Here is a 23,471-nt window from a genome sequence, read left to right as displayed (position 1 = left end):
TGCCGGCGTCAGGCGCCTCACCGCAGCCAGCCCAGGAAGCGGCGGTGCAGGCTGCCGGCGGGTGCCCAGGTCAGATCCTCGGCGGCACGGACGAACTGCGCTCCCATGTAGAGCGCCAGCGACATCGGCGCGTCCGCGAACTCCGCTCGCAACTCTCGGCGGCGGGTCCGGCACGGCCAGGGCAGGCCGCAGCCGCCACAGCTCCAGATCGGCAGCACCGGGCCGTGGGTGGTCACGCCTGAAGCCCCAGGTAGCGCGCCATGATCGTCCGCGCGCGCCGGCTGGTCGCCCAGTCCACCTGCCAGCAGGGGTACGGGTTGAGGCGTCCCCACCACGCCCGGCAGCCCGTGCACATCCCGTCGAGTCCTCGGATGTGCACGGCGAGGATCGTCCGCTCCTGGTCGTCGTTCACCCGGCCTCCCCGTCCGGCCAGTGACCCCGGTTCATCGGAATCCGATGGCGGGCACGACAGGGCAGATCGGTGCCGCAACGGCAGATCCACTCCCACCTCCGCCACGACCACGCCGGGCGGTGCCGGCGGGCGAGGGTCAGGGCGACCGCGAGGACGTACGCGTCGTAGGGGACGCGCCGCCTGCCCGGGTTCGACGTGCCATGACAGCCGGCCTCGACTCCGCTCACCACTCGGTCCTCGTCCCATAGCAGGTGAGCTGGCCCAGGGTCATCCGCACGGTCGGCATCATCTGCGTCGGCTCGCAGTGCCAGTGGCTGTCCCGCAGCCGTTGAGCCTGGTCAAGTAGGCGTTGCCGCGCGGCCGCCTGCTCGGCGGCCTGGTGGCGCTGGCCGGTGCCGGGCGAGACCGGGTCGGGCCGGCCGATGAGTCGCCGGATGAATGCTCGGATGGACAGCAGCACGGTTGCCTCCCTCTGGACCGACGGCGATTGCGTACCGCCGTCCGCACCTGCCCACCATGACGCCTATATATCGCCGGACGCGACGACACAGCACGCGGCAAAACGGCCACATATGCGGCGACATTTTGGCGACACATGGCTAATGTGAGGCGCATGAACGCCCCCAACGTCGCCCTCCGGGCCGTCCGCACCGGAATGCGCATGAGCCAGGACGACTTCGCCCGCGCCCTCCAAGCCGCAGGCCACCGTGTCGGCGAGCCCAACGACGCCAACAAGCGGCTCGTCCAGCGGTGGGAATCGGGGGCGATCGCCGCGCCTCGCCCCGTCTACGTCCGCGCCCTGGAGGTGGTCACCGGCCTGCCCATCGATCTGCTCGGGTTCACGTCCGTGCCCGGCGGCCAGGTCGCCGACGACAACCAGGGCGGCCACGACCTGACGTCGCCGATGTCAGACCTGGCCACACCCGTGCCCACGCACCGCCCGGCCGCCGTGCGCGGGTCCTATGCCGGGGTGTGGCTCAGCCGGTACCAGTACTACTCCAGCGGCCGAGGGGAATCATTCGCCGGGCAGCACTTCGTGGTCGTGCTCCAGCACGGCGATCGCCTGACCGCGCGCAGCCTCCCGGGCTCGGCCGCGTCGTCGCTGTCGCTGGACCTCACGGTTGACGGCAGTGTCGTCACCGGCACCTGGGTGGAGCAGACAGACCCGGGCGGCTACTACCGGGGCGCCCGCTATCACGGCGCGATCCAGTTGCTGGCGGAGCCGACGGGCCGGCGGATGGCGGGCAAGTGGGTGGGGTTCGGCAAGGACATGGACGTCAACACCGGCCCGTGGGACCTGGTCTTTCAGGACGCCTCGACGTCCAAGGCGACGCTCGACCGGTACAACATCCTGCCCGATCGGGTGGATTCGGCGTAGCCGACCATCCCTATCCTGCGGCGGTCAGGACGACGGGCACCGCCACCACGTTGACGCGGGTGCCGTCCCGGGCCGACACCTCGTACACCTCGATGGTGCCCGGTCCGGTGCGGTCCAGCCGGTAGTCGACCCGCGCCCGGTAGTCGCCGCGGTAGCCGGAGCCGCACGCGGCGGTGGTGAACGCGGTGCCGATCTCCCGGCCGGCGGGGTCCAGGATCCGGACGCTCACCGTCGCCTCGAAGACGTCGGCGGTCCCGGTGACCGTCACCAGGCTGGTGATCCTGTCGCCGACCGACGGGGCGGTCACCACGATCGCCGGCAGGAGGTCGGTGTAGTCGCCGCGCCCGGCGGGTGCGGCGACGGCCGGGCCGAAGGCCACCCGGCGCACGGTGGGGAACTGGGTCAGCGTCCAGACCACCTGGGCCCGGCGGAGTCGGTTCCGCGCCGCGTCGCCGGCGTCGAACCCGGCCGGCGGGGCCAGGGTCGCCACCCCGCCGACGATGTGGACGACCTGGCCGCCGGTCGGGACGAGGGTGTCCAGGCCCGCCGCCGCCTCGGCGCGGGTGGGCCCGTCGGCCAGTTCGGTGAGGGCCAGCCGGGATGTGGCGAGGGTGGCCGGCAGCGTACGCCGGGTCGGCGCGAGCTTCCCGTCCCGGGTTAACCAGAGCTGCACGGTGATGCTGCCGCTCGGGTTGGTCTCCGGGGCGGCGTCCGGCGCGGTGGGCGAGACCGGATCGCTGCTCGTCGCGGGGGGCAGATTCATAATTAGCCCGGGTGCCACTTCAACAGTGTTAGGTCCGGTCTGCCGGGCTCCCGGAGTACGGGCTAGAACATCGGCGATTCCAGCCGCCAACTGCGCCTTGGTCCCTGTGGTACCTCAACAAGCGCGGCCCAGACGGCAAGCGCCTTCCCTCGAAGCGGCACGGCCGTGGTAAGCGGTGGCGGTGCCGCTACGAGGACGCCAACGGTCAGCCCCGGGAACGGCTGTTCGAGCGCAAGGCTGATGCTGAGGCGTGGGAAGTCAAGGCCCGTGCTGGCGCCGTTCAGGAAGTCAAGGTAGATCAGGGCGAGCGGCGAACCACGTTCCGGGAGTACGCCGAGCGGTGGCGGCTTTCACGCCAGATCGGTCAAGCGCTGGAGTATCAGCGGCACATCGAATCGCGTCTCCGGCACCACCTCTACCCGCACTTCGGTGATCGGCAGATCCAGGCCGTCACCCTGACGGACGTTCTGGAATGGGTAGCCAAGCTGCTCCAGGGCGGCGTCGCACAGTCGTCGGTGAAAACCTACTTCGACCTGCTCAACGCCATCATGAACGCCGCGATGGTGGACAAGGTGGTAACTGACAACCCGTGCAAGGCTGTCCGCCTCTCGGCCATCCTGCGGGGCTTCTCCCGTGCTCCCAAGTGGGTGCCGACAACGGATGACGTGCTGTCACTGGTCGAGGTCGTGCCGGACCGAGAGGCCAAGATCAGGTGTGATCTGTGCCGGAACTGTGCCCGTGGATCTTGCTGGAGCGTTTCCGCTGCTCAACGGTGTTACTGGTGGAGCTGAGGGGATTTGAACCCCTGACCCCCTCGATGCGAACGAGGTGCGCTACCGGTCTGCGCCACAGCCCCTCCGCCGGCGAACCGGCGTCGGTCCCACCCGGCTTTCACCGGGCGGGCCGGCGACAACACTAACAGCCCACCCGCCCTCCACGCGAATCACCCCTCCGCCTCGGGGCGGCCCCGCCATGTCGGCGATGTGGCGGGGTCCGCGCCGCGCGGATGGGCCCATGTCGCCGATATGGCGTGGGACAAGCCCCACGAGGGATCAAGCCGTGTGGGAGGTGCGGCCCGACTGGTACGGGCGACCCCGGAGGCCGCCCGCGCGGCGGTACGAGACCGAGCCGCCGCTGGCCGCCGCCGGCAGGTCCGCGGGACGGTCCAGTCCCATCGCCGCACGGCGTACCGCCTCGCGCTGGGCCGCCAGGCGGCGCTGCGCCTCCCGGCGGGCCGCCTGGCGGCGAGCCTGTTCCCGGCGCACCTCGGCCTGCCGGGCCGCGAGCCAGGCCGCCTCGCGGGCCCTCGCCCGGCGTCGGCGGCGCTCGGCGAGCACCCTCCGGCGCAGGTGCCCGACGTACGCCACGAGCAGGGTGGCGGTGACGGAGAAGCTGATCCAGAACCCGGGGCTGACCAGCAGCACGCCGATCAACTCGACGACGTTGAGCAAGAGCAGGGCGGCCAGCACCCGGCGGCGGCGGTAGACCGCAGGGGTGTGCGGCCGGCGCCGGGGCGGGGTCCGTCGGCGGGACTTCTCGGGCGGCGGCACCGCCCGCAGCCGGCCCCGCCTGCGCCGCGACGAGGCAGCGGCCGACGGGGCAGCGGCCGACGAGGCAGCGGCCGACGAGGCGGAGACCGGCGGAGAGAGATTCCCCGTTGCCGGATTCTCGCTCAGGGTGATGACGAGTGAGCGGGGGGCGTTGACGGGGCGCCGACCCGGGACAGTACGGCGTCGCCGGCGGCGCTGGAGCACCCGCGCCGTCGACTGCGCCCGCTCCGCCACCAGCCGCTCGGTGGCGTCGTACCGGCGAACCAGCGCCGGGGCGAGGGCGAGCAGACCGGCGGCGGCGAGGACGGCGAGGAGCACCGAGGTCGGCACCCTCACCCCTCCCGTCACCGAGTTCGGGCAGCCACCGTACGACCGCAGGATCTTCGACGGTGCCCGGCGCGGGCGGTCGATCGTGCGGGCGGGCAGCGGTTGCCGCAGCTTACAGTTACTTGAGGTTACGGGCCGCCGACCACGATGATTGCGCGCCGCGCCGAGCCGACGGGGGTGGGACGGTTCACCCGGTGGTCGCGCGCATCCGGTGCCAACGGGCCAGCAGGCCGCCGTCGGCGAGCACTTCGTCGCTGGTCATGGCGTATCCGATGTGGTCGCGCCAGGCGCCGTCGATGTGCATGTAACGCACGTGGTACGCCTCCTCGCGGAAGCCCAGCTTCTCCACCACACGACGGGACGGCGCGTTCTCGGGCCGGATGTTCACCTCGATCCGGTGTAGCCCGCCGGGGCCGAAGGCGTGGTCGACGGCGAGCGCCAGCGCCGTGGGGATGACACCCTGACCGGCGACCCGCGAGTCGACCCAGTAACCGGCGTACGCGGAGCAGAACGCGCGCCGGACGATGCTGCCGATGTTGAGGTGGCCGACCAGCCGCTCCCGCCCGCGCTCGCGCAGGCACACCGCGAACGGCATTCCCTCGCCGGTACGGGCCGAGCGGCGCAGGTCCCGGTACACCCACCGGAAGGCGGCGGGCGAGTTCAACTCGTCCCAGTTGCCCGGCAGGGCCGACTCCCACGGGGCCAGCCAGGCCCGGTTGGCGCGGCGCACCTCCGACCAGGCCGCCGCGTCCGAACGCCGGTACGGGCGCAGCAGCACCGGCCCGTCCGCGAGCACCGCCGGCCAGCCCGGTGACCGCCCGAACCGCCCAAAACTCACCGGGCTAGCCTTCCGTTCGCGACTGCGGGGCTCGCAAGCTCTCCTCGCATTCCTACGCGACCGCGTCCCACGCGAGCCGCCCAGGAACGCTCGCTCCTCGCGCTCACCTACGCCGGTCCAGCAGGAGCACGTCCACCGTCGAGCCGGCGGCGGCCGTGGTGACCCGCTCGCCGAGCACCATCAGCCCGTTCGCCTCGGCCAGCCCGGAGAGGGTGAACGGCCCGCCGGGCAGCGGCTGGACCGTGTAACCGCCGCCGCGCCGCTCGGCGACGTGCGCGGGGCGGAACTCGCGCAGCCCGCCCGGCGAGGTGATGGTCTCCAGCAGGTGGGCGCGGACGCTCGGCCGGAACACGGGCTCGGCGCCGGCCAGCAGGTTGATGGCCGGGCGGGCCAGCACCTCGAAGCCGATCAACGCCGCGCCGGGCTCACCGGGAAGACAGACCACCGGTACCTCCTCGGCGCCGACCGTACCGAATCCGAGGGCGGTTCCGGGGTACAGGGCGACCTCCGTGAAGGCGACGGGCCCCGCCCGGCCGCCCTCGCGGCGGGACAGGATGCGGCGGACCATGTCGCCCGGCCCGGTCCCGGTGCCGCCGGTGGTGATGATCAGGTCGGCGCGCAGGGTCTGGTCCTCCAGCAGGCCGCGCAGCCCCTCCGGGTCGTCGTCGCAGATGCCCACCCGGTACGCCAGCGCGCCGACCTCGGCCGCCGCGGCGGTCAGCGCGTGCGAGTTGGCGTCCACCACCTGGCCGGGCTGGCTGCCCCGGCCGACATCGACCAGTTCGTCGCCGGTGGCCACGACGACCACCCGGGGGCTGGGCCTGACCACCACGTGGCCGATGCCGGTGGCGGCGAACACCGCGACGAGCGCCGGGGTGACGTACGTGCCGGCGCGGGCGAGCACGGTGCCGGCCGGCAGTTCCTCGCCGGCGCGGCGCACCCCGTACCCACGCTTGGGGGTGCGGAAGATCTCCACCGCGGCCATGCCCTGGTCGGTCCACTCCACGGGCACCACGACGTCCGCCGCGATCGGCAGCGGCGCCCCGGCGGCCACCGAGAAGCAGGAGCCGGGGGTGAGCCGGACCGGCCGCCAGCTCGCCGCGCCGAGGTCGCCGACCACGTTGAGCCGTACGGTGCGACCCGCGGGGCCGGAGCCCCGGTATCCCGCGACCCGGCCCGCGCCGGAGAGGTCCTCCCAGCGCGCCGCGTACCCGTCCACGGCCGCCTGGTCGAAGGCCGGAAAGGAGTGCGGCGCGACGACGTCCTCGGCGAGGACGTTGCCGTACGCCTGGGTGAGGTCGAGGTCGAGCGGAGGCAGCGCGCGTAACCTGCGCAGCACGCTGCCCAGGTAGTCGGCGAGCGGCGTCAACTCGTTCGCGGCCGCCTCGGCGTCGGCCGTCGCGGTCATGTACTAGGACCGCCCGACGCGCCGCGCACCCCGTTCAGGATCGCCGAGGTGACCGTCTCGTCGCCGGCGTTGACGAACTCGGCGAGCCACGCGCGGAACTCGGCGCCCAGGTCCTCGCGCTCGCAGGCGATCTGCACCACCGTCTGGAGGTAGCCGAGCGGCATCCCCGTGTCGTAACGGATGCCGCGGTAGACGATGGCGTGTACCGGCGTGCCCTCGCTGCGCAGCAGCTCCATCGCGTCGGTCAGCTGGATCTCACCACCGCTGCCCGGCTTCGTGCGGCGGATCGCGTCGAAGATCGTGCCGGGCAGCACGTACCGGCCCAGGACGGCGAGGTTGCTCGGCGCCTCCTCCGGCGTCGGCTTCTCCACCATGCCGGTAACCCGGACGACCTCGCCGATGTCGGTCAGCTCCGCCTCGGCCGGCTCCACGGAGGCGATGCCGTACCGCTTGGTCTCGGCCGGGTCGACCTCGAAGAAGGCCAGCACCACGCCGCCGGTGCGGGCCTGCAGCTCCAGCATCGCCGGCAGCAGCGGCTCGGAGAGGTTGACGAACTCGTCGCCGAGCAGCACCGCGAAGGGCTGGTCGCCGACGTGCGACTCGGCGTACCCGACGGCGTGGCCGAGGCCGAGCTGCTCCGGTTGGCGGCAGGTGTAGATCTCGGCCAGCTCGCTGGGGCGGCGCACCGCCGCCAGTGTGGCGGTGTCGCCCTTCTCCGCCAACCGGGCCTCCAGGTCGGGGCGGCGGTCGAAGTGGTCCACCATGGATGTCTTGCCCCGGCCGGTGATCAGCAGCACGTCGCCGATGCCGGCCTGGGTCGCCTCCTCGACGATGTACTGCAGGACCGGTCGGTCGACCACCGGCAGCAGCTCCTTGGGCACCGCCTTGGTGGCCGGCAGGAACCGGGTGGCCAGGCCGGCGGCCGGGATGACGGCCTTGACCGCGCGGGCGCGGCCGGTCGCGGCGGCCGCTGAGGAGTTCGCTGAGTGCTCCGACATGTCGCGAGACTATCGGCCACGGCTCTGCCGCGGCGGGTGAGGACCGGAAGACGCGCCGCCCGGTGCGGCCCGCGCCACTCGCGGATCGGACCGGGCGGGGTCGCCCTCGGCCGGGGCGACCGGCGCGCCCGCCCGCGGCAGGCCGTCCGCCGGGGTGACCGATGCGGCCAGGACGGGGATCTCCCGGGCCGACGGCCAGGGGCGCGGCTCCGCCAGCCGCCAGGTGTCCCGGCCGGCCGCCTTCGCCGCGTACAGGGCCTCGTCGGCGGCGTCGAGGACCCGCTGGCCGGTGGTGGCGTGGTCCGGGTACACGGCGATGCCCACGGAGACGGTGACGGTGATCGCCACCCCGTCCGGGTTGTCCAGGGTCACCGGGGCGTCGCGAACGGCCGCGCCGAGGCGCTCGGCCACGATGGTCGCGCCCCGGGCGTCCGTCTCCGGCAGCAGCACCACGAACTCCTCCCCGCCCTGCCGGAACGCCAGGTCCACCTCGCGGATCTCGCCCCGGACGCGCCGGGCGAACTCGGCGAGCACCGCGTCCCCGGCGGCATGCCCCCAGGTGTCGTTGATTGCCTTGAACCGGTCCAGGTCCAGCGCGAGGACGCTGAGCATCCGACCGAACCGGCTGGCCCGCTCGACCTCCCGGCGGATCGACTCACGCAGGTAGCGGTAGTTCCACAGCCCGGTCAGCGGGTCGGTCAGCGACAGCCGCTGGGCCTCCTCGTGCACCCGCACGTTGTCCACGGCCACCGCCGCGTGCCCGGCGAAGGTGCGCAGGGTGACCAGGTCGTCGTCGTCGAACTCGTCCGCGCCGAGCCGGTCGTAGAGGGCCAGCACGCCCAGGGTCGCCGCCGGGAGGGCGGGCTCCGCCCCGGCCGGGTCCGCGCCGGGCCGGGCCGTCCCGCCCGGGCCGCCGGGGGCCGCGAAGGGCACCGCCACGTACGTCTCGCAGCGCGGCTCCCCCGTCGGGGGCGCGGACGCCTCCGCCCTTCCCCGGCGCGCCTCCCCGGTCGCCGCCACCGCGCCGACGACGCCGCTGCCCACCGGCACCCGCAGCGCCGACGCGTCGGGTGGGTCGGGCTCCGGGCCGGGCCAGCGCCCGTCGAGGCCCTCTGCGCACTGCCCCACCAGCACGCCGCCGCCGTCGACCAGCAGCACCGCCCCGGCCCGGGCCCCGGTTGCCGCGATCGCGCTGTGCAGGATGAGCCGCAGGATGCGCTGCAGGTCGTGGGTGCTGGCCAGGGTGTCGCCGAGCACCGCCAGGTGCCCGCGCAGCTGGTCCCGGCTGCTGGTCAGCGCCTGCACGTACGAGTCGGTCTCCCGGGTCATCCGGTTGAACGCGCTGGCCAGCCGGCCGATCTCGTCGCGGCTGCGCACCGGCACCCGGGTGTCCAGGTCCCCGTGGGCCACCCGGTCCACCGCGCCGGCCAACTCCACCAGGGGCCGGGTGGTGACCCGGGCCAGCCGCCAGGCGGCGAGCACCGCCAACAGCGCGGCGAGCAGGACCGCGCCGACCAGCGCCGCGTACAGGCCGGGGGGCTGCTCGCTCGGGACGGAGAGCACCAGCGGCAGGGGCTGCCCGGGGGCGGGACCGACCCGGCGGACGTACCGGCCGTCGGCGGTCTCGGTGACCCGGTCGCCCACGACCGTCCCGGCGGCGGCCAGCACCGCGTCGCGTACCCCCGCGGCCTCGGTGGTGTGCGCCACCCGGTCCGCGCCGGTGGGGTCGTCGAACAGGGTGACCGCGACGCCCGTGACCGCCGCCAGCCGGGCCACGAACGCGGGGTCGACGGGTTGCGCCGCGGCGACGGTGCCGAGGTCGGCGCCGGCCCGGTCGCGCAGCCCCACGCGCGCGCCCAGCGCCCGTACCGGCCCGGGGGCGGGCCCGGCCGCGGAGCAGTCCAGCCAGGGCTGGACGGGGGCGCCCGGGGTGGCGTACCGGACCTGCCCGGTCACGTCGGCGAGCACCACCCCGGCGGCCAGGCCGCGGCTGACCACCTGCCGGGCCGCGACCGCCCGCCCGGCGGGGTCGGCGGCGAGGGCGACCGCGTCGGCCGCGGCGCGCAGCTGCTGGCAGAGGGCGTCGACCGAGGTGCGGACCGTCGCGGCGGCCAGACCGAGCCGTTCCGTCGACCGGCCGCGGTCGACGGCCGCCATGGTGGTGCCGACGAAGAACGCCCCGAGCAGGACCGGCCCGAGGACCACCACGAGGAAGGCCGCCGTCAACCGCCCGCGTAGCGTCAACGCTTCCCCCCGGAAGTTCCGCGCCCGATGCTAGCGATGCTGACACAGTGCGATGGTGGGGTAAACGTTGCGTCAGGAGTGTTGCGTGCCGGATTTTTCTGATGGGGCGGAAGCGACGCACGAGGCGAAGCGCCGCGTCCGGGTGGAGCTGCTCGCCCGCCGCCGCGCGCTGCCGGCCGCGCGCCGGGCGGCGGCGGCGGCGTCCGTCCGAGCCGCGCTCGTCGATCTGGTACGCCGGCTGCGGCCGGCCAGGATGACCGCGTACGTCCCCGTCGGCTCGGAGCCCGGCGGGCCGGAGCTGCCGGAGGCGCTGCGCGCCGCGCTGCCGCCCGGCGCCGAGCTGCTGCTGCCCGTGCTGCGCGACGACCTGGACCTGGACTGGGCGGCGTACCCGGGCCCGGGGTGTCTGGTGGCGGCCGGGCGCGGCCTACGCGAGCCGGCCGGCCCCCGGCTGGGCCGCTCGGCGGTCGCCGACGCGGGGCTGGTGGTGGTGCCCGCCCTGGCGGTCGACCTGCACGGCCGGCGGCTCGGGCGCGGTGGCGGCTCGTACGACCGGGCGCTGGCCCGGGTCGGCGGGGACGCGCTGACGGTGGCCCTCCTGCACGACGGTGAGCTGCTGGAACGCCTCCCCGCCGAGCCGCACGACCGGCCGGTGCGCGCCGTGGTCACCCCCGCCGTGGGGCTGCGCCCGCTGGCGGCCGGTCCGGTGTCTGCCCCGGCACTTCCGCTGGACGAACCCGGGTCGGATGACGCACCATTGGCACTCGAATGAGTCGAGTGCCAAACAGGCCGTGCCAGATCCGGAGGAGAACGTGCCCACGTACCAGTACGCCTGCACCGCGTGCGGCCACCAGCTCGAGGCGGTGCAGTCCTTCTCTGACGAGCCGCTGACCGAGTGCCCCACGTGCGAGGGGCGGCTGCGCAAGGTCTTCAACTCCGTCGGCATCGTCTTCAAGGGCTCGGGCTTCTACCGCACCGACTCCCGTTCCGGCTCCGACACCGCCAAGAACGGCTCCGGCAAGCCGGCCAAGTCCGAGTCGTCCTCCGGCGGCGACTCCGGTTCGGCCAGCACCTCCGGCGGCTCCGCCGGTGCGTCGAACGGCTCGTCCGGGGCGTCCGGTTCCTCCGCGGCGTCCTCCGGCTCCTCCTCGGGCGGTGCGGCGAAGGCCCCGGCGGCCAGCGCCTCCTGACCCGCCCCTTAGCAGATCCGCGCGCCGCGTGGCGGTTGTCCACAGGCGCCCCCGTCGTCCACAGGCCGCGCCCCGAGCCGGGCGCGGCCGGCCGTCCGCCGCCTAGCCTGCTCCCGGCGCCAGCTCCGGCGCCGTGCCGAGTCGGGAGGACGGAATGGCGGTCAACGGGACGGCGGGGTCCGGATCACTGCGACCGGTGCGCTGGCCCCACCGGCCCCGCCGGTCGACGCTGCTCCGGGCCGCCCTGGTCGCCGCCCTGATCGGCCTCGCCGCAGCGGTGCTGCAGACGCCCTCCGGCTGTCCACCGGCCCCCGACGCGTCGGCATCCCCGGGCTCCGTCGCGTCCCCGGGCAGCGGGCCGGACGGCGACGCCGACCGCGACGGCGGCACGGGGCCGAGCGCCCCGCCGGCGGCCGCGACCCTGCCGCTGCCCGACGGGGCGGTCGGGGTGCCGATCAGGTTGGCCGAGCCGGCCGCGCTGGCGGTGGTACGCCCCGGATCCCGGGTCGACCTGCTCGCCGTACCGGCCGGCGGGCCGGCCGCCGAGGCCGACCTGCTGGCCCCCCGCGCCCTGGTGCTCGACGTGGTCGGGGCCGGCGCCGTGGACGGCTCCTCCGCGCTCTACCTGGCGCTCAGCCCCGAGCAGGCGCACCGCGCGGTGGGCCTGCCGGAGGGCAGCCGCTTCGCGATCGTGGTCCGCGGCTGACGGGTGCGAGCGCGTCGACGCGCCTCGGCGGGTCCGCGCGGCTGCCCGCGCCCGGGGTCGGCTCAGTCCCAGTGCGGGGGGCGCTCGGCGAGCAGCCAGTCGTCGTTGCGGCCGGACAGCTCGCCCCAGCCGCGGTCCGTGTCGTCGGACGTCTGCTCGGGCAGCACCACGAAGTCCTCGCTCAGGTCGACGGCGCGGTCGTCGTCGCCGCGTGCCTGCGTCCCCGGGTCGATGCTCACGAAGGGCAAGAATACCCGGAGTCGGACCCGCCTCCGACCGGCCGCGGCCCCGGGAATTGGTAGCGTCGGACGGCATGACGACGCCCAGCGGTGAGCGCCCCGAGGACGACTTCTGGCGGCGTCCGTCGGACACCCCCGGCGGCGAGGCACCCGGCGCCGCGCAGCGTGATCCCGGCGGCCTCGGCCGCCCGGCCGCGGCGGTTCCGCCGGCGGCGGGTGGGTACGCCGGGCCACCGCCGACCACGCCCCCGCCGCCCGGCTGGCGACCCCCGGTCCACCTGCAGGCGGCGCTGCCGCGGCGGCTGCCGCCGCAGGACATGGTCGAACTGGACGTCGCCGAGCAGCGCGCCCAGCGGATCACCTGGGGCGTCGGCGGGGTCGCGGCGGTGGTGCTGGCGCTCCTCGTCTGTCTGCTCTGCTCGCGGGCGCTGTTCTGAGCGGCCCGGCGGGATCAGAGGGTGCCGCCCCAGACGGCCTGGGCGCCGGTGTCACCGGTCAACACGACGTAGACCAGGGCGGCGGCGGCCAGCACGACCACCACGACGGTGAGCAGCAGGGCCACCCAGGACGGCAGCCGGGACACCCGGTCGTCGTTGCGGGTCACCAGCAGCAGGAGGATGGCCGCCACGGCCAGACCCACGGTGAACCAGAGCAACGTGTCGCCGTACTCGGCGTGCTCGCGCACCTTGTCGAGGATCTGCGGCGGGTAGCCCTTCTCCTCCAGCGCGTGCTCCAGTTCCTCGCCCGACTCCGTCGCCACCCAGGCGACGACCGGGCTCAGCACGGCCAGGATCGCCACCGCCCAGCCGAGCTTGGGACGCCACCGGGGCACCAGTCCGTACGCGGAGGCGAGCAGCGCCAGCAGCGGAACGAACACCACGGCTGCGTGGACGATCAGGGCGTGCCCCGGCAGTCCGTTGATCTCCCTGAACACCGACACCTCCGGCAGTGGACGCGGTACCCCGGGCAGTAAGCGTACGACAACGCCCGGTGCGGCAGTACTGACGACCTGGCACACGCACAGGTCGGTTGACCGGTTCAGAGCCGCGTCCCGTAGGGCCGGCCGGCGCGGCGTCGCCCGCCGCCCACCGGCGGCGCGTGTGGTGCGGGCCACCTGCCCAGATGCTCGCTTGTCGCCTGCTGGGGCCCGTGCTGTCATTGAGTCATGACCAGTGGCGAGGAACTGCTCCGGTCGAGGGGCCTGCGGGTCACCCGGCCGCGCCTCGCCGTGCTGGAGGTCCTGGCCGCCGGTGGCCACCTGGAGGTCGACGAGATCACCCGGCGGGTCCGGGAACGCCTCGACTCCGTCTCCACCCAGGCGGTGTACGACGTCCTCGGCGCGCTCTCCCGAGCCGGGCTGTCCCGCCGGATCGAGCCGGCCGGCAGTCCCGCCCGGTACGAGGCCCGGGCCGGCGACAACCACCACCACGTGGTCTGCCGCGGTTGCGGCGAGATCGCCGACATCGACTGCGCGGTCGGCGAGACGCCCTGCCTCGACCCGATCACCTCGCACGGATACGAGGTGGACGAGGCGGAGGTGACCTTCTGGGGCCTCTGCCCGGCCTGTCAGGCCCGCCGCTCGGCCGACGTCTGACCTGGTCCGCGTGGCACGCTGGGGCGGTGGAATCCGATGACCTCGGTCTGTTCGGTCCGGGATCGGTCACCTGGAAGGTGCACGGGGAACCGATCCTGATCGTCGCCGGCCTGCGCGCGCTCTACCTCCAGGCGTTGCATCCCCGGGCGATGGCCGGCGTGGCCCAGAACAGCGACTACCGGACCGACGCGTGGGGCCGGCTGGTGCGCACGGCCGCGTACGTGGCGACCACCGTCTACGGCACGACCGCAGAGGCCGAGGCGGCGGGTGCCCGGCTGCGCCGGTTGCACGCCCGGCTGCAGGCCACCGACCCGGTCACCGGGGAGCCGTTCCGGATCGACGACCCTGAGCTGCTGCGCTGGGTGCACGTCACCGAGGTCGAGTCGTTCCTCAGCACCGCCCGCCGGGCGGGGCTGCCGCTGACCGACGCCGAGGCGGACGGCTACCACGCCGAGCAGCGCCGGGCCGCGGCGCTGGTGGGGCTGGACCCGGCCGACGTGCCGGGCAGCGTGGCGGAGGTGGCGGAGTACTACCGCCGGGTCCGGCCCGAGCTGCGGCTCACCCGGGAGGCGGCGGAGACGGCCCTGTTCCTGACCGCGCCGCCGCTGCCGTGGAAACTCAGCCTGCCGGCCCGGCTGGGGCTGAACCTCGGGCCGCCCCGGTGGGCGTACCTGGGCATCGCCGGCACCGCGTTCGCGCTGCTGCCGCCGTGGGCCCGGCGCCGGTACGGCGGACTGGGCCTGCCGACCACCGAACTGTCGGCGGACCTCACCGTGCGCGCCCTGCGGCTCACCCTGGCCGCCCTGCCCCGTCGCTGGCGGGAGGGGCCCCTGCAACAGGCGGCGAAGGAACGGGCGCGGCTGGCCACGGCGGGGCTGGTCGACTGAGCCGCGTCAGCCGGCGTCGGGTGCGGGCCCGGTGGGGCGCTCCAGCGCCGCCCAGGGCTCCTTACCCGGCGCCTCGGCGCCGGCGGGGCAGGTGCGGCGGTAGTCGCACCAGCCGCAGCGCGGCCCCGGGGTGGTGGGGAACGCCTCGTCGGCGTCGGCGCCGTCGGCGACGGCCCGTTCGGCGGCCATGATGTCCCGCGCGGTGTCCTCGGCGCGGGCGACCTGGCGGGCCAGCGACTCGGGGGTGTGCTCGTGCGCCGCGACGGTGCCGGTGGGCAGGTGGTGCAGCTCGACCCGGCGGCACGGCCGGCGGAACACCCGCTCGGCGGCGTACGCGTAGAGGGCCAGCGCCTGCGAGCCCCGGGCGTCGTCCGCGTCCAGCCCGGCGCGGCCCGTCTTGTAGTCGACGATGACCAGCTCAGGGCCGGCCGGGCCGGGCCGGGCGTCGATCCGGTCGGCGCGGCCGTTGAACGCCAGCACCGCCGTCTTCACCGCCACCACCCGCTCGACGCCGACCGGGTCGGCGCCCGGCTCCAGGGTGTCGACGTAGGACTCCAGCCAGGCCAGCGCCCGCCGGTACGCGTCGCGCTCCTGCTCGTCGTCGCGGTAGCCCTCCCGGACCCACGTGCCCTTGAGCAGCGTCGGCAGCGCCTCCGGGCGGCGCCGGTCGGCGGGCAGGGCGTACCAGTTCTTCAGGGCGTTGTGCACGCTGGCGCCGAGTGAGTTGTGCGCCCACGGCGGGCCCTTCGGCGGCGCGGGCCGGTCCACGTACGAGTAGCGGTAGCGGCGCGGGCAGTCCGCGTACGCGCCGAGCTTGCTGGGGGTGCAGACGAAGAGCCGCTCCGGCATGCCCTCGAAGCCGAGCTGCTCGGGCTGGGCGGCGCGGGGCCGGGGGCCCGGCCCGGCCCGGCGGCGGGTCGGCCGGATCGGCCGGCTGGGGAGGGGGGACGCACCCCGCGATCCTGCCACGCCCGTACGACATCCCGGCCCAGGCGTCCGCCGCGCGCCGGGGACGACCACGCCGGATGCTCAGACCATGTTCGCGTACTGGGTGACGAAGCTGGCGATGGCGTCGGCGATGAGCTGCACCGCGATGGCGGCCAGCAGCAGCCCGGCGATCCGGGTGAGCACCTCGATCCCGCCGGGACGGAGGATCTTGACGATCACGCCCGAGAAGCGCAGCACGATCCAGACGGCGAGCATCACCGCGACGATCGCCGCCGCGATCGCGGTGTAGTCGGCGGGCGAGTAGGCCTGCTGGACGAAGAGCATGGTCGCCACGATGGCACCGGGACCGGCGAGCAGCGGGGTGCCGAGCGGCACCAGCGCGATGTTGGAGGTCGCCTGCTGGGCGGGATCGTCGGCCTTGCCGGTGAGCAGCTCCAGGGCGACCAGCACCAGCAGCAGGCCGCCGGCGGCCTGCAACGCCGGCAGGTCCACGTGCAGGTACGCGAGCAGGGTCTGCCCGGCCACGGCGAAGACGACGATCACGCCGAGCGCCAGCGCGACGGCCTGCCAGGCGGCCCGGTTCCGGTCGCGGGCGGACAGCGGCCCGGTCAGCGCGACGAAGATGGGCATCATGCCGGGCGGGTCGACGATCACCAGGAGGGTCACGAAGACCTCGCCGAACAGCTTGAGATCCACTCCGCCACGGTAGCGGCGGGACGCGGAACGCTCAGCTCGAGGCGACGGGGGTCACCCCGGTGGCCGCGGCCACGATCCGCCCGTACGCCTCGGCCCCGGTGGTGAACGCGCCGAGCCGGACGGTCTTGTGCGTGCCGTGGAAGTCGGACGAGCCGGTGACGAGCAGGCCCAGCTCGGCGGCGAGCGCCCGGACGTGCTCCCGCTCGGCCGCGGAGTGGTCCTCGTGGTCGGCCTCCAGCCCGGCCAGCCCCGCGTCGGCCAGCTCGACGATCAGCCGGTCGGGCACGATGCGGCCCCGCCGGCTGGCCCTCGGGTGGGCGAAGACGGGCACCCCGCCGGCCGCCCGGACCAGCCGTACGGCCCGGAACACGTCGATGTCCTCCTTGGGCAGCCGGTACCGCTCCCCCAGCCACGCCGGGCCGAACGCCTCGGTGGTGGTGGCGACGAGCCCCGCCCGGATCAGCGCCTGGGCGATGTGCGGTCGGCCCACCGTCCCGCCGGCCGCCCCGGCGAGGATCTCGGGCCAGCTGACGTCGACGCCGTCGGCGCGCAGCAGTTCGACGGTGCGCTCCCCGCGGATCTCGCGGGCTGCCCGCACCCGGGTCAGCTCCGCGGCCAGTTCCGGCTCGGCGGGGTCGAACAGATACGCGAGCAGGTGCAGCGGCACGGACGGCTCGACGCCGTACCAGCGACAGGACAGCTCCGCGCCGCGGACCAGGGTGAGCCCCGGGGGCAGCGCCCGCACCGCCGGCTCCCAGCCGGCGGTGGTGTCGTGGTCGGTGATCGCGAGCACGTCCAGGCCCGCGTCGACCGCCGCCCGGACCAGTTGAGCCGGGGTGAGGGTGCCGTCGCTGGCCGTCGAGTGGGTGTGCAGGTCGATCCGGGCGGTGGCCGGCGCCGGGTACGCGCTCATCGGCCCGACGCTACCCGCCGCCCCCAGCGATCGCGGCGGTGACGGCCACGATCGGCGTGCCCGGCGCGACGCCGGTCACCGGCGTCGGCCGCGCCGCCTCGCCCGCCGCGACCCGGTCGGGGCGCACCAGCACCAGCCCGCCGTGCCGGTCGGCGTACCAGGCGGTCTGGGCGGGCGTCCAGGCAACCGCGCCGGTCAGCGGCGGACCGGCGGGCCGGGCCACCGGCGTCCGGCCGAGCGTGGACAGGTCGACCAGCAGCGCGGTCGCCGACGAGCCGGCCCGGCCGTTGGCCAGCAGCCAGCGACCGTCGGCGGAGACCGCGCCGGGCCCGTCGGCGTCGAGCGCCGGGCCGCAGGCGGTGCGGGTGGCGGCGAGGTCGCGCGGATCGAGCAGCGCGAGGCAGGGTCGGCGCGGCGTACCGGCCGAGACCAACCCGACCGCCCGGCCGTCCGGCAGCGTTCCGTGGACCGCGAGGACGTCCCGCCCGCCCCCGGTGGTCACCCGGCCGGTGTAGGGGCGCCAGAGCGCGTACCCGGGCCCGGCCGGGTCGAGTCGGACCAGGACGGCGTCGCCGACGAAGCCGGCCGGCACGGCCGCGCCGGGAGCCGGCGTACCGGTGACCGCGATCAACTTGCCACCGGTTACCCCGGCGACGAAGAGTTGGTCGCCGTCGCGCCAGGCGACCTGCCGTCCGTCGGCGGCGAGGGCGACCGCCTGCGCCCCCGCGAGCAGCCGCTGGGTGGTGCCGTCGGGCCCCACGGACACCAGGGTTCGGCCGGCGGCGCCCGGCGAGCCCACGACCAGCCAGCCCCCCTCCTCGCGGACGCGCTGCGCCCGGTCGACGGGGCTGATCCCGGTCAGGGCGATCTGCTGGTTGCGGGTCGTGGTGAGAACGTCGCCGACGACCAGGTCGACGGCCGACTGGACCACCGGCCGCGAGGGCCCGGCCGACGGTGCCGGCACCGGGTCCGGGGCGATCGCGCCGGCGGAGCCGCCCGGGTCGCCGAGCACCACCGGCTGGGTGGTCGGCCGGCCGGCCGGCCCGCTGATGTTCACCATGCCGGCGCTGATCAGCACGGTGGCCACGCCGGCCAGGGCGGTGCCGGTCAGTGCGCGGCGGCGGCGGATCCGGGTGGCCCGGCGGATGGCCAGGCCGGCCGGATCGGCGGCGAGCGGTCGAGGCACGGCAACCTGCCGGGAGAAGGTCTCCCGTACGGCTCGCTCCAGCTCGTCCCGTGTCACGTCGAGTGGACGCCCGGGGCCGGCCGTCCGGTTGTCAGCGGGGGTCGGCACGCGGCTCACCTGCTCTCCGCGCCGACCACGTCGGCCACCTCGACGGGCAGCGGCAGCGCGTCGACCGGTCGGGCGTCGGCCTCCGTGGGCGGCGTGGCGGGCCGGACCGCGGGCGGGGCGGGAACATCGGGGGGCGTGGCGGGGGCCGGCACGGTCCGGCGCGGGGTCGTCCGGGCGGCCGCGGGTCGCGGGCCGCCAACGGTACGGCCGCCGGCGCCGGAGGCCGCCGCCGGGCCGGCGCCCCTCGCCTCCGTGGCGGCCCCGGACAGCTCCAGCGCGGCCTGCTCGCCGAGCCGGCGCCGCAGGGTGGCCAGCGCCCGGGAGGTCTGGCTCTTCACGGTGCCGGGCGAGATCTCGAGCAGGGCGGCCGTCTGCGCCTCCGACATGTCCTCGTAGTACCGCAGCACCAGCACGGCCCGCTGGCGGCTGGGCAGCGCCCTGAGGTGCCGCCACAGCACGTCCCGGTCGAGCTGCCGCTCGATCTCGTCGGCCCCGGCCCGCTCGGGCAGCACCTCGGTCGGCCGCTCGCCGTGCCAGCGCCGGCGCCACCAACTCGTCGAGGTGTTGACCATGACCCGTCGGGCGTACGGCTCGATCGCCTCGATCCCGCCGAGCCGCTTCCACGCCAGGTACGTCTTGGTCAGTGCCGTCTGGAGCAGGTCCTCGGCGGTGGCCCAGTCACCGGCGAGCAGGTACGCGGTGCGCAGCAGGGCACCGGAGCGGGCCGCGACGAACTCGCGGAACTCCTCTTCCAGCGGGTCCCTGCCGGCCACCGCTCACCTCCCGCCCCCGTGCCTGCTGGCAGGCTGCCATGCCGGACGAGGCCGGGGCGACGGCAGATGGTGCGCCCTTCCTCCGATGTTCGGACGAAAAGTTTCACGCCCCGTCGTCGGCCTTGGCCTCCTCGGCCTGCTTGGTCAGGCGCGCCTCGACCGCCGCCGGCTCGTACATCTCCTCGACCACGCGCAGGTAGAGCTCGTTCGGGTTGGGCAGGTTCTTGATCTCGCGGAGCGCCTGGTCCTGGCCGGCGGACTCCAGCACGAACGTGCCGTAGTTGAACGCCCGACCGGCCGGGCTCTGCTCGTACTTCATGTCGGTGACCCGGGCCAGCGGCATCATCGCCACCTTGCGGGTGACGATGCCGTTGACGACCATCACCCGCTTGTTGGTCAGGATGAACCGGTCGTACCACCAGTCGGCGACCCGCCACGCGACCCAGCCCATCACCGCGAACCAGAGCAGCACCGCGACGGTGGTCAGCGCGCCCACGTCCTGCCCGGCGAGGAAGCCGGAGAGGTAGCCGAGCACGAACGTCGCCGCGATCCCCACCGCGATCGGGGTGGCGAGATGGATCCAGTGCCGCTTCCACTCGCCCCGGAACCGTTCGGTGGGGAAGAGATAGCGCGCCGTCAGCGAGCTGGGCTCGTCCTCCAGCGGCAGGACCCGCCGGGAGCCGGACGCCAGGCCGGACGCGTCGACCCGCAGGCCGGCGAGCTCGTCCTCGGTGATCTGCGGGGGCGGCTCGTACCCGGACTCGGGATCGCGGACCCACGACCGCCCGGACCGGCCCTCGCCGTACGGGCCGTCGCCGTAGCCGACGTCGTCCGAGAAGAAGGGGTCGTCGGGGCGGTCGCGGCCCGGGCCGGGCCCGTCCTCGGGGCCGATTCGGGGAATCGGCTCCGTGTCTCGCTCGCGGCGCTCCCGGTCGGGGTCGTCGGGGTCGTAGGGCGGACCGGAAGGGCTTCCCATGGGCGGCTAGGCGACCAGGCTGGTGAAGAAGTCGCCGAAGCCCTGCGCGATGTCCATGATGCCGCCGCCGATGGACTTGAAGACGTCTGCGGCGGAGTTCGGCCGGTATGCGACAAAGAAGATCAAGAATGCGATACCGGCCCAGGTGAGGACCTTCTTGACCATGGCGGGCCATCCTCTCGCGCGGCGCCGGGTCCACTTACCGCAGCGGCACCCAGAGTATCAGTAAGGTGTCGTAAAGTGAATCTCTGCGTCCGTTCTCCGACTGAACAGGACGGTTGTCAAGCCCCCCCGTGCAGGTACGGAGACGGTGCGCCGTACACGAGCTCGGCGGGCGTCCACTCCGTGAGGTCGCGCAGTTCCACGTCCTCGGCGAGCAGATGCCCCGCGCTCGCCGGCCAGGCTATCGCATGAAGCCACAATCCCCGAGCCTCGCCCGCGTACGCGCTTCGATCCGTGGGCGAATTCACGAGCCACAGTGGAGTGGGATGACCGCCCACCCGGATCCTGGCCTGCCCGACATGCTCGGGATGCCCGGGCCCGGGGTCGGTCAGCGCCTCGGCGAGTTGCGGGCCGGGGTCGGGGCCGGGCATCCCGGCGAGCCGGGTGCCCAGTCCGACGCCCGGCTCCTCGGCCACGAAGAGCAGGTCCGCGGGGCCGCCACCGAGCGGCTCCGGCCCCGCGCAGGCGACCGCGGTGGCGCGCACCCCACCCCGCTCGTCCCCCGCGTACGCGACGCCGGTGAGGGTCCAGCCGGGCGGCAACGGCCAGGGGCACCAGACCGGCGTGGCCGGGCCGCCCGGTGGCGCGGCGGCGGCGACCCGGTCCACCACGCTCGCCACGATCTGCGCGCCGATGTGCTCGGGAACGTGCAACGGCGGCACCGGACCGCAGCGCGGGCACCGCCACTCGCTGTGCATCAGGTCCGGCTCCCGGACAGACCCGCCGCACCTGGGGCAACTCACCGCGACACTCACGTTCCCACCGTCACCCTGCCGAGGGCGCCCGTCAAGTTGAGACGCGGTTTTCCCCGGCCGCCGTGCCGCACGGCGGGACGTCCGGACGCGGGCGGGGCGGTCAGTCCACCGGCGGCGGGCCGGCGTGCGCGCGGATCCAGGCGTGCATCGCGATGCCGCTGGCCACCCCGGCGTTGATCGACCGGGTGGAGCCGTACTGGGCGATGGAGAACAGCTGCGCGCAGGCCGCCCGGGCCGCGTCGGACAGGCCCGGCCCCTCCTGGCCGAACAGCAGCACGCAGCGGCGCGGCAGCGTCGTCGTCTCCAGTGGCCGGGAGCCGGGCAGGTTGTCGATGCCGACCACGGGCAGTTCGCGGTCCGCCGCCCAGGCGACGAACTCCTCGATCGTCGGGTGGTGCCGCACGTGCTGGTAGCGGTCGGTCACCATCGCGCCCCGCCGGTTCCACCGCCGCCGCCCGACGACGTGCACCTCCGCGGCCAGGAACGCGTTGGCGTTGCGGACCACCGTGCCGATGTTGAGGTCGTGCTGCCAGTTCTCGATCGCCACGTGGAAGTCGTGCCGGCGCCGGTCCAGGTCCGCGACCACGGCCTCACGCCGCCAGTACCGGTACCGGTCCACCACGTTGCGCCGGTCGCCGGAGGCGAGCAGCTCCGGGTCGTACCGGGGGTCGTCCGGGAGGTCGCCGGGCCACGGCCCCACGCCGACGTCGAACTGGTCACCGGTCACGGTCTGCAGAGGGTACGGCCAAGCCGGCCGCCGCGGGCGCGCGGGTGACCGGGTCAGCGCAGGTCGAGCGCCCCGCCGAGCCGCTCCAGGAAGCGCCGGTCGACCGGCGCGGTGGGTACGTCGGCCGCCCCGCCGACGGGGACGGCGCGGCAGACCCGGGCCGCCACCGACAGCACCCACTGCCGGTAGGCGGCCGAGTCGGCGGGGTCGGCGCGGCGGCGCAGCACCCGGACGGCGGCCCGGCAGGAGGCCAACAGGTCGACCAGGTCGGTGAGCCGGTCGGCCGGAGACGTCGAGCTGTCGTGCCGGGCGTAGATGGCGGCCACCACGGCGCGCACCAGGTCACTGTCGAAGACCCGGCCGGCGGCCACCGCGTCGAGGCCGGCGAGCCCGGCGGCCACGCCGCGCGGCGGGCGTCCGGGCGCGGGGACGGCGGCGGCGACGAGTACGCGCCCGGGGAGATTGGTCAGCAGCTCCCACTCGGCGGCGGAGTAGACGGCGGTGGTCAGCGGTGCGGCGCGGCGGCCGGCGGCGGGCGGCTCTCCGGCGACGGAGTGGCTCATGGGAACCTCCGGCGCCAGCATATGCCCCGGACAGGGCGCCGGGCCCCGCCCGCGGAGAACCCGGCGGGCGGGGTCCGGAGACGTACGGACGGCGCGGGGTCAGCGCGGCTCGGGGAAGCTGGGCCGCTCGGGGTCGACGCCCTCGGCGACGGTCGCCGCGGCGTACTCCCGCTTGGGCACCATCACCCGGCGGCGGAAGACGCAGACCATCGTGCCGTCCTGCTTGTAGCCGCGGGTCTCGACCGACACGACGCCCCGGTCCGGCTTCGACTCCGACTCGCGCTTGTCCAGCACCGTGGTCTCGCCGTAGATGGTGTCGCCGTGGAAGGTGGGGGCGACGTGCCGCAGCGACTCCACCTCCAGGTTGGCGATGGCCTTGCCGCTGACGTCCGGCACGGACATGCCGAGCAGGAGGGAGTAGATGTAGTTGCCCACCACCACGTTGCGCCCGAACTGGCTCGCGGACTCGGCGTAGTGCGCGTCCATGTGCAGGGGGTGGTGGTTCATGGTGAGCAGGCAGAAGAGATGGTCGTCGTACTCGGTGACGGTCTTGCCCGGCCAGTGCCGGTAGACCGCGCCGACCTCGAACTCCTCGTAGTAGCGGCCGAACTGCATCGGTGTCCCCTTCAGGGCGGCGACGGAGTTCGACTCAGGATGCCTTACCGGATGTTAAGGCGACGGCCGGGGCGGAACCGCCGAGGAAATGTCACATCGGCCACACCCGGGGGGAGACGCAATGAGCGGCGGGGCCCTCCCCGGCACCCGCCGCCCACGCTCTGATGCGGAAGATTCTGCCGCAGGTCGGAGCGGACGCATAGAGACGGGCGTCACATTTACCTTTTCGTAACAATACTTGGGGTGATCGGACACGATCGGTGAAGCGATCTCCACAGGCCGGATCGATGCCTGCCAAGTGTCAAATCGAGCCCCCGGAACGGTTGGGGGCGCGACCTGACTGGAAGCGCTCCCATCACCCCTTGTCACGCAAGTGCTTGCTGCATGTGCGCTCCGCAACATTCGGCCAACATATGATGCTCGATGTCCTGGCGCGCCCCGCCCGGCACCCTCCC

Annotated in this window: 30 protein-coding genes and 1 tRNA gene; 8 read left to right on the top strand and 23 right to left on the bottom strand. The window is 74.7% G+C overall.

Going from position 1 to position 23,471, the window contains the following annotated elements; genetic code table 11:
- Positions 1 to 17 precede the first annotated feature (17 nt).
- Genes JD77_RS15935 through JD77_RS15925 form a run of 3 tightly spaced genes read right to left on the bottom strand, consistent with a single transcriptional unit; the run spans position 18 to position 872 of the window.
- Positions 18 to 236 (bottom strand): hypothetical protein, encoded by a 219-nt coding sequence (locus JD77_RS15935; RefSeq protein ID WP_145775101.1) that lies wholly within the window; start codon positions 234 to 236, stop codon positions 18 to 20.
- Entirely contained in the window at positions 233 to 658 is a 426-nt protein-coding gene (locus tag JD77_RS35165) for a hypothetical protein (protein ID WP_170286462.1), read from the bottom strand. Before JD77_RS35165 ends, JD77_RS15935 begins: the two co-directional genes overlap by 4 nt.
- Positions 636 to 872, bottom strand: coding sequence for a hypothetical protein (locus JD77_RS15925; RefSeq protein WP_145775100.1), 237 nt, complete (start codon positions 870 to 872; stop codon positions 636 to 638). Before JD77_RS15925 ends, JD77_RS35165 begins: the two co-directional genes overlap by 23 nt.
- Before the next feature lie 153 nt (positions 873 to 1,025).
- On the opposite strand from JD77_RS15925, the gene JD77_RS15920 reads away from it, so the two are divergent.
- Entirely contained in the window at positions 1,026 to 1,790 is a 765-nt protein-coding gene (locus JD77_RS15920; protein WP_145775099.1) for a helix-turn-helix domain-containing protein, read from the top strand.
- A gap of 10 nt (positions 1,791 to 1,800) precedes the next feature.
- Here JD77_RS15920 and JD77_RS15915 read toward each other — a convergent pair whose 3' ends face one another.
- Positions 1,801 to 2,553: a Gmad2 immunoglobulin-like domain-containing protein gene (locus tag JD77_RS15915; protein ID WP_145775098.1), complete on the bottom strand. Its 753-nt coding sequence runs from the start codon at positions 2,551 to 2,553 to the stop codon at positions 1,801 to 1,803.
- A gap of 104 nt (positions 2,554 to 2,657) precedes the next feature.
- Here JD77_RS15915 and JD77_RS35505 point away from each other — a divergent pair, with 104 nt between their 5' ends.
- Positions 2,658 to 3,344 carry a phage integrase central domain-containing protein gene (locus JD77_RS35505; protein WP_387226067.1) on the top strand — a complete coding sequence of 229 codons (687 nt, stop codon included), beginning with the start codon at positions 2,658 to 2,660 and terminating at the stop codon, positions 3,342 to 3,344.
- Here JD77_RS35505 and JD77_RS15905 read toward each other — a convergent pair.
- The 6 genes from JD77_RS15905 to JD77_RS15880 form a co-directional block, all read right to left on the bottom strand.
- A tRNA-Ala gene (locus tag JD77_RS15905) sits at positions 3,333 to 3,409 on the bottom strand. The two genes, JD77_RS35505 and JD77_RS15905, sit on opposite strands and share 12 nt — an antisense overlap.
- A gap of 196 nt (positions 3,410 to 3,605) precedes the next feature.
- Positions 3,606 to 4,439, bottom strand: a complete 834-nt coding sequence (sepX, locus tag JD77_RS15900) for a divisome protein SepX/GlpR (RefSeq protein WP_211372580.1) — start codon at positions 4,437 to 4,439, stop codon at positions 3,606 to 3,608.
- Positions 4,440 to 4,617: 178 nt separating this feature from the next.
- On the bottom strand, positions 4,618 to 5,226 hold the full coding sequence (locus JD77_RS15895) for a GNAT family N-acetyltransferase (RefSeq protein ID WP_211372814.1): 609 nt from the start codon (positions 5,224 to 5,226) through the stop codon (positions 4,618 to 4,620).
- Positions 5,227 to 5,371: 145 nt separating this feature from the next.
- Positions 5,372 to 6,676: a molybdopterin molybdotransferase MoeA gene (locus JD77_RS15890; RefSeq protein ID WP_145775096.1), complete on the bottom strand. Its 1,305-nt coding sequence runs from the start codon at positions 6,674 to 6,676 to the stop codon at positions 5,372 to 5,374.
- Positions 6,673 to 7,674 (bottom strand): UTP--glucose-1-phosphate uridylyltransferase, encoded by a 1,002-nt coding sequence (locus JD77_RS15885; protein ID WP_145775095.1) that lies wholly within the window; start codon positions 7,672 to 7,674, stop codon positions 6,673 to 6,675. The genes JD77_RS15890 and JD77_RS15885 overlap by 4 nt, the downstream gene beginning before the upstream one ends.
- Positions 7,675 to 7,683: 9 nt before the next feature.
- Positions 7,684 to 9,918, bottom strand: a complete 2,235-nt coding sequence (locus JD77_RS15880; RefSeq protein WP_211372579.1) for a diguanylate cyclase — start codon at positions 9,916 to 9,918, stop codon at positions 7,684 to 7,686.
- Positions 9,919 to 10,003: 85 nt separating this feature from the next.
- Here JD77_RS15880 and JD77_RS15875 point away from each other — a divergent pair, with 85 nt between their 5' ends.
- The 3 genes from JD77_RS15875 to JD77_RS15865 all read left to right on the top strand — a co-directional run bounded on the left by JD77_RS15875 (position 10,004) and on the right by JD77_RS15865 (position 11,814).
- The gene (locus tag JD77_RS15875) at positions 10,004 to 10,690 is read left to right on the top strand and encodes a 5-formyltetrahydrofolate cyclo-ligase (RefSeq protein WP_145775094.1); all 687 of its coding nucleotides are present in this window, start codon (positions 10,004 to 10,006) and stop codon (positions 10,688 to 10,690) included.
- Positions 10,691 to 10,709: 19 nt separating this feature from the next.
- Positions 10,710 to 11,108: an FmdB family zinc ribbon protein gene (locus JD77_RS15870; protein WP_246140691.1), complete on the top strand. Its 399-nt coding sequence runs from the start codon at positions 10,710 to 10,712 to the stop codon at positions 11,106 to 11,108.
- 196 nt (positions 11,109 to 11,304) lie between these two features.
- A complete protein-coding gene (locus JD77_RS15865) occupies positions 11,305 to 11,814 on the top strand; it encodes a flagellar biosynthesis protein FlgA (protein ID WP_246140690.1) in 510 nt (169 codons plus the stop codon).
- A gap of 62 nt (positions 11,815 to 11,876) precedes the next feature.
- Here JD77_RS15865 and JD77_RS15860 read toward each other — a convergent pair whose 3' ends face one another.
- Positions 11,877 to 12,062, bottom strand: a complete 186-nt coding sequence (locus JD77_RS15860; RefSeq protein ID WP_145775092.1) for a hypothetical protein — start codon at positions 12,060 to 12,062, stop codon at positions 11,877 to 11,879.
- Positions 12,063 to 12,127: 65 nt separating this feature from the next.
- Between JD77_RS15860 and JD77_RS15855 the strand changes: the two genes are divergently transcribed.
- The gene (locus JD77_RS15855; protein ID WP_145775091.1) at positions 12,128 to 12,490 is read left to right on the top strand and encodes a hypothetical protein; all 363 of its coding nucleotides are present in this window, start codon (positions 12,128 to 12,130) and stop codon (positions 12,488 to 12,490) included.
- Positions 12,491 to 12,504: 14 nt separating this feature from the next.
- Here JD77_RS15855 and JD77_RS15850 read toward each other — a convergent pair whose 3' ends face one another.
- The gene (locus JD77_RS15850; RefSeq protein ID WP_145777609.1) at positions 12,505 to 12,987 is read right to left on the bottom strand and encodes a DUF2231 domain-containing protein; all 483 of its coding nucleotides are present in this window, start codon (positions 12,985 to 12,987) and stop codon (positions 12,505 to 12,507) included.
- A gap of 231 nt (positions 12,988 to 13,218) precedes the next feature.
- On the opposite strand from JD77_RS15850, the gene JD77_RS15845 reads away from it, so the two are divergent.
- Both JD77_RS15845 and JD77_RS15840 read left to right on the top strand, forming a co-directional pair.
- Positions 13,219 to 13,647 (top strand): Fur family transcriptional regulator, encoded by a 429-nt coding sequence (locus JD77_RS15845; RefSeq protein WP_145775090.1) that lies wholly within the window; start codon positions 13,219 to 13,221, stop codon positions 13,645 to 13,647.
- Positions 13,648 to 13,673: 26 nt separating this feature from the next.
- Complete coding sequence (locus tag JD77_RS15840) at positions 13,674 to 14,534, top strand: oxygenase MpaB family protein (protein ID WP_145775089.1); 861 nt, start codon at positions 13,674 to 13,676, stop codon at positions 14,532 to 14,534.
- Between the two features lie 6 nt (positions 14,535 to 14,540).
- Here JD77_RS15840 and JD77_RS15835 read toward each other — a convergent pair whose 3' ends face one another.
- From JD77_RS15835 to JD77_RS15790, 11 genes are all read right to left on the bottom strand, one after another.
- On the bottom strand, positions 14,541 to 15,383 hold the full coding sequence (locus JD77_RS15835) for a RecB family exonuclease (protein ID WP_246141294.1): 843 nt from the start codon (positions 15,381 to 15,383) through the stop codon (positions 14,541 to 14,543).
- Between the two features lie 180 nt (positions 15,384 to 15,563).
- A complete protein-coding gene (locus tag JD77_RS15830; RefSeq protein WP_145775088.1) occupies positions 15,564 to 16,178 on the bottom strand; it encodes a MarC family protein in 615 nt (204 codons plus the stop codon).
- Positions 16,179 to 16,209: 31 nt separating this feature from the next.
- Complete coding sequence (locus JD77_RS15825; protein ID WP_145775087.1) at positions 16,210 to 17,091, bottom strand: PHP domain-containing protein; 882 nt, start codon at positions 17,089 to 17,091, stop codon at positions 16,210 to 16,212.
- A 10-nt stretch (positions 17,092 to 17,101) separates the two neighbouring features.
- Positions 17,102 to 18,385 (bottom strand): hypothetical protein, encoded by a 1,284-nt coding sequence (locus JD77_RS15820; RefSeq protein WP_246140689.1) that lies wholly within the window; start codon positions 18,383 to 18,385, stop codon positions 17,102 to 17,104.
- Between the two features lie 5 nt (positions 18,386 to 18,390).
- Complete coding sequence (locus JD77_RS15815) at positions 18,391 to 19,158, bottom strand: SigE family RNA polymerase sigma factor (protein WP_145775085.1); 768 nt, start codon at positions 19,156 to 19,158, stop codon at positions 18,391 to 18,393.
- Positions 19,159 to 19,261: 103 nt separating this feature from the next.
- Positions 19,262 to 20,134, bottom strand: coding sequence for a PH domain-containing protein (locus JD77_RS15810; RefSeq protein ID WP_145775084.1), 873 nt, complete (start codon positions 20,132 to 20,134; stop codon positions 19,262 to 19,264).
- Between the two features lie 6 nt (positions 20,135 to 20,140).
- A complete protein-coding gene (locus JD77_RS32110) occupies positions 20,141 to 20,299 on the bottom strand; it encodes a hypothetical protein (protein ID WP_170286461.1) in 159 nt (52 codons plus the stop codon).
- 116 nt (positions 20,300 to 20,415) lie between these two features.
- Positions 20,416 to 21,099, bottom strand: a complete 684-nt coding sequence (locus JD77_RS15805) for a DUF6758 family protein (protein ID WP_342799686.1) — start codon at positions 21,097 to 21,099, stop codon at positions 20,416 to 20,418.
- 112 nt (positions 21,100 to 21,211) lie between these two features.
- The gene (locus JD77_RS15800; protein WP_145775082.1) at positions 21,212 to 21,838 is read right to left on the bottom strand and encodes a TrmH family RNA methyltransferase; all 627 of its coding nucleotides are present in this window, start codon (positions 21,836 to 21,838) and stop codon (positions 21,212 to 21,214) included.
- A gap of 53 nt (positions 21,839 to 21,891) precedes the next feature.
- On the bottom strand, positions 21,892 to 22,401 hold the full coding sequence (locus JD77_RS15795; RefSeq protein ID WP_145775081.1) for a hypothetical protein: 510 nt from the start codon (positions 22,399 to 22,401) through the stop codon (positions 21,892 to 21,894).
- A gap of 99 nt (positions 22,402 to 22,500) precedes the next feature.
- Complete coding sequence (locus JD77_RS15790) at positions 22,501 to 23,016, bottom strand: MaoC family dehydratase (RefSeq protein ID WP_145775080.1); 516 nt, start codon at positions 23,014 to 23,016, stop codon at positions 22,501 to 22,503.
- Between the last annotated feature and the right edge of the window lie 455 nt (positions 23,017 to 23,471).

Origin of the sequence: Micromonospora olivasterospora (genome assembly GCF_007830265.1) — a bacterium.
GTDB classification, from domain to species: Bacteria; Actinomycetota; Actinomycetes; order Mycobacteriales; family Micromonosporaceae; genus Micromonospora; species Micromonospora olivasterospora.
Note: the sequence above shows the minus strand (reverse complement) of the source record. Positions and strands in the feature narration are given on the sequence as shown.

Bases quoted from the DNA above. Each gene is read 5' to 3' on its own strand.
- JD77_RS15890 (WP_145775096.1), bottom strand. From the start codon at position 6,676: ATGACCGCGACGGCCGACGCCGAGGCGGCCGCGAACGAGTTGACGCCG.
- JD77_RS15790 (WP_145775080.1), bottom strand. From the start codon at position 23,016: ATGCAGTTCGGCCGCTACTACGAGGAGTTCGAGGTCGGCGCGGTCTAC.
- JD77_RS15825 (WP_145775087.1), bottom strand. From the start codon at position 17,091: ATGAGCGCGTACCCGGCGCCGGCCACCGCCCGGATCGACCTGCACACC.
- JD77_RS15810 (WP_145775084.1), bottom strand. From the start codon at position 20,134: ATGGGAAGCCCTTCCGGTCCGCCCTACGACCCCGACGACCCCGACCGG.
- JD77_RS15920 (WP_145775099.1), top strand. From the start codon at position 1,026: ATGAACGCCCCCAACGTCGCCCTCCGGGCCGTCCGCACCGGAATGCGC.
- JD77_RS15835 (WP_246141294.1), bottom strand. From the start codon at position 15,383: ATGCCGGAGCGGCTCTTCGTCTGCACCCCCAGCAAGCTCGGCGCGTAC.
- JD77_RS35165 (WP_170286462.1), bottom strand. From the start codon at position 658: ATGGGACGAGGACCGAGTGGTGAGCGGAGTCGAGGCCGGCTGTCATGG.
- JD77_RS15915 (WP_145775098.1), bottom strand. From the start codon at position 2,553: ATGAATCTGCCCCCCGCGACGAGCAGCGATCCGGTCTCGCCCACCGCG.
- JD77_RS32110 (WP_170286461.1), bottom strand. From the start codon at position 20,299: ATGGTCAAGAAGGTCCTCACCTGGGCCGGTATCGCATTCTTGATCTTC.
- JD77_RS15885 (WP_145775095.1), bottom strand. From the start codon at position 7,674: ATGTCGGAGCACTCAGCGAACTCCTCAGCGGCCGCCGCGACCGGCCGC.
- JD77_RS15845 (WP_145775090.1), top strand. From the start codon at position 13,219: ATGACCAGTGGCGAGGAACTGCTCCGGTCGAGGGGCCTGCGGGTCACC.
- JD77_RS15855 (WP_145775091.1), top strand. From the start codon at position 12,128: ATGACGACGCCCAGCGGTGAGCGCCCCGAGGACGACTTCTGGCGGCGT.
- JD77_RS15795 (WP_145775081.1), bottom strand. From the start codon at position 22,401: ATGAGCCACTCCGTCGCCGGAGAGCCGCCCGCCGCCGGCCGCCGCGCC.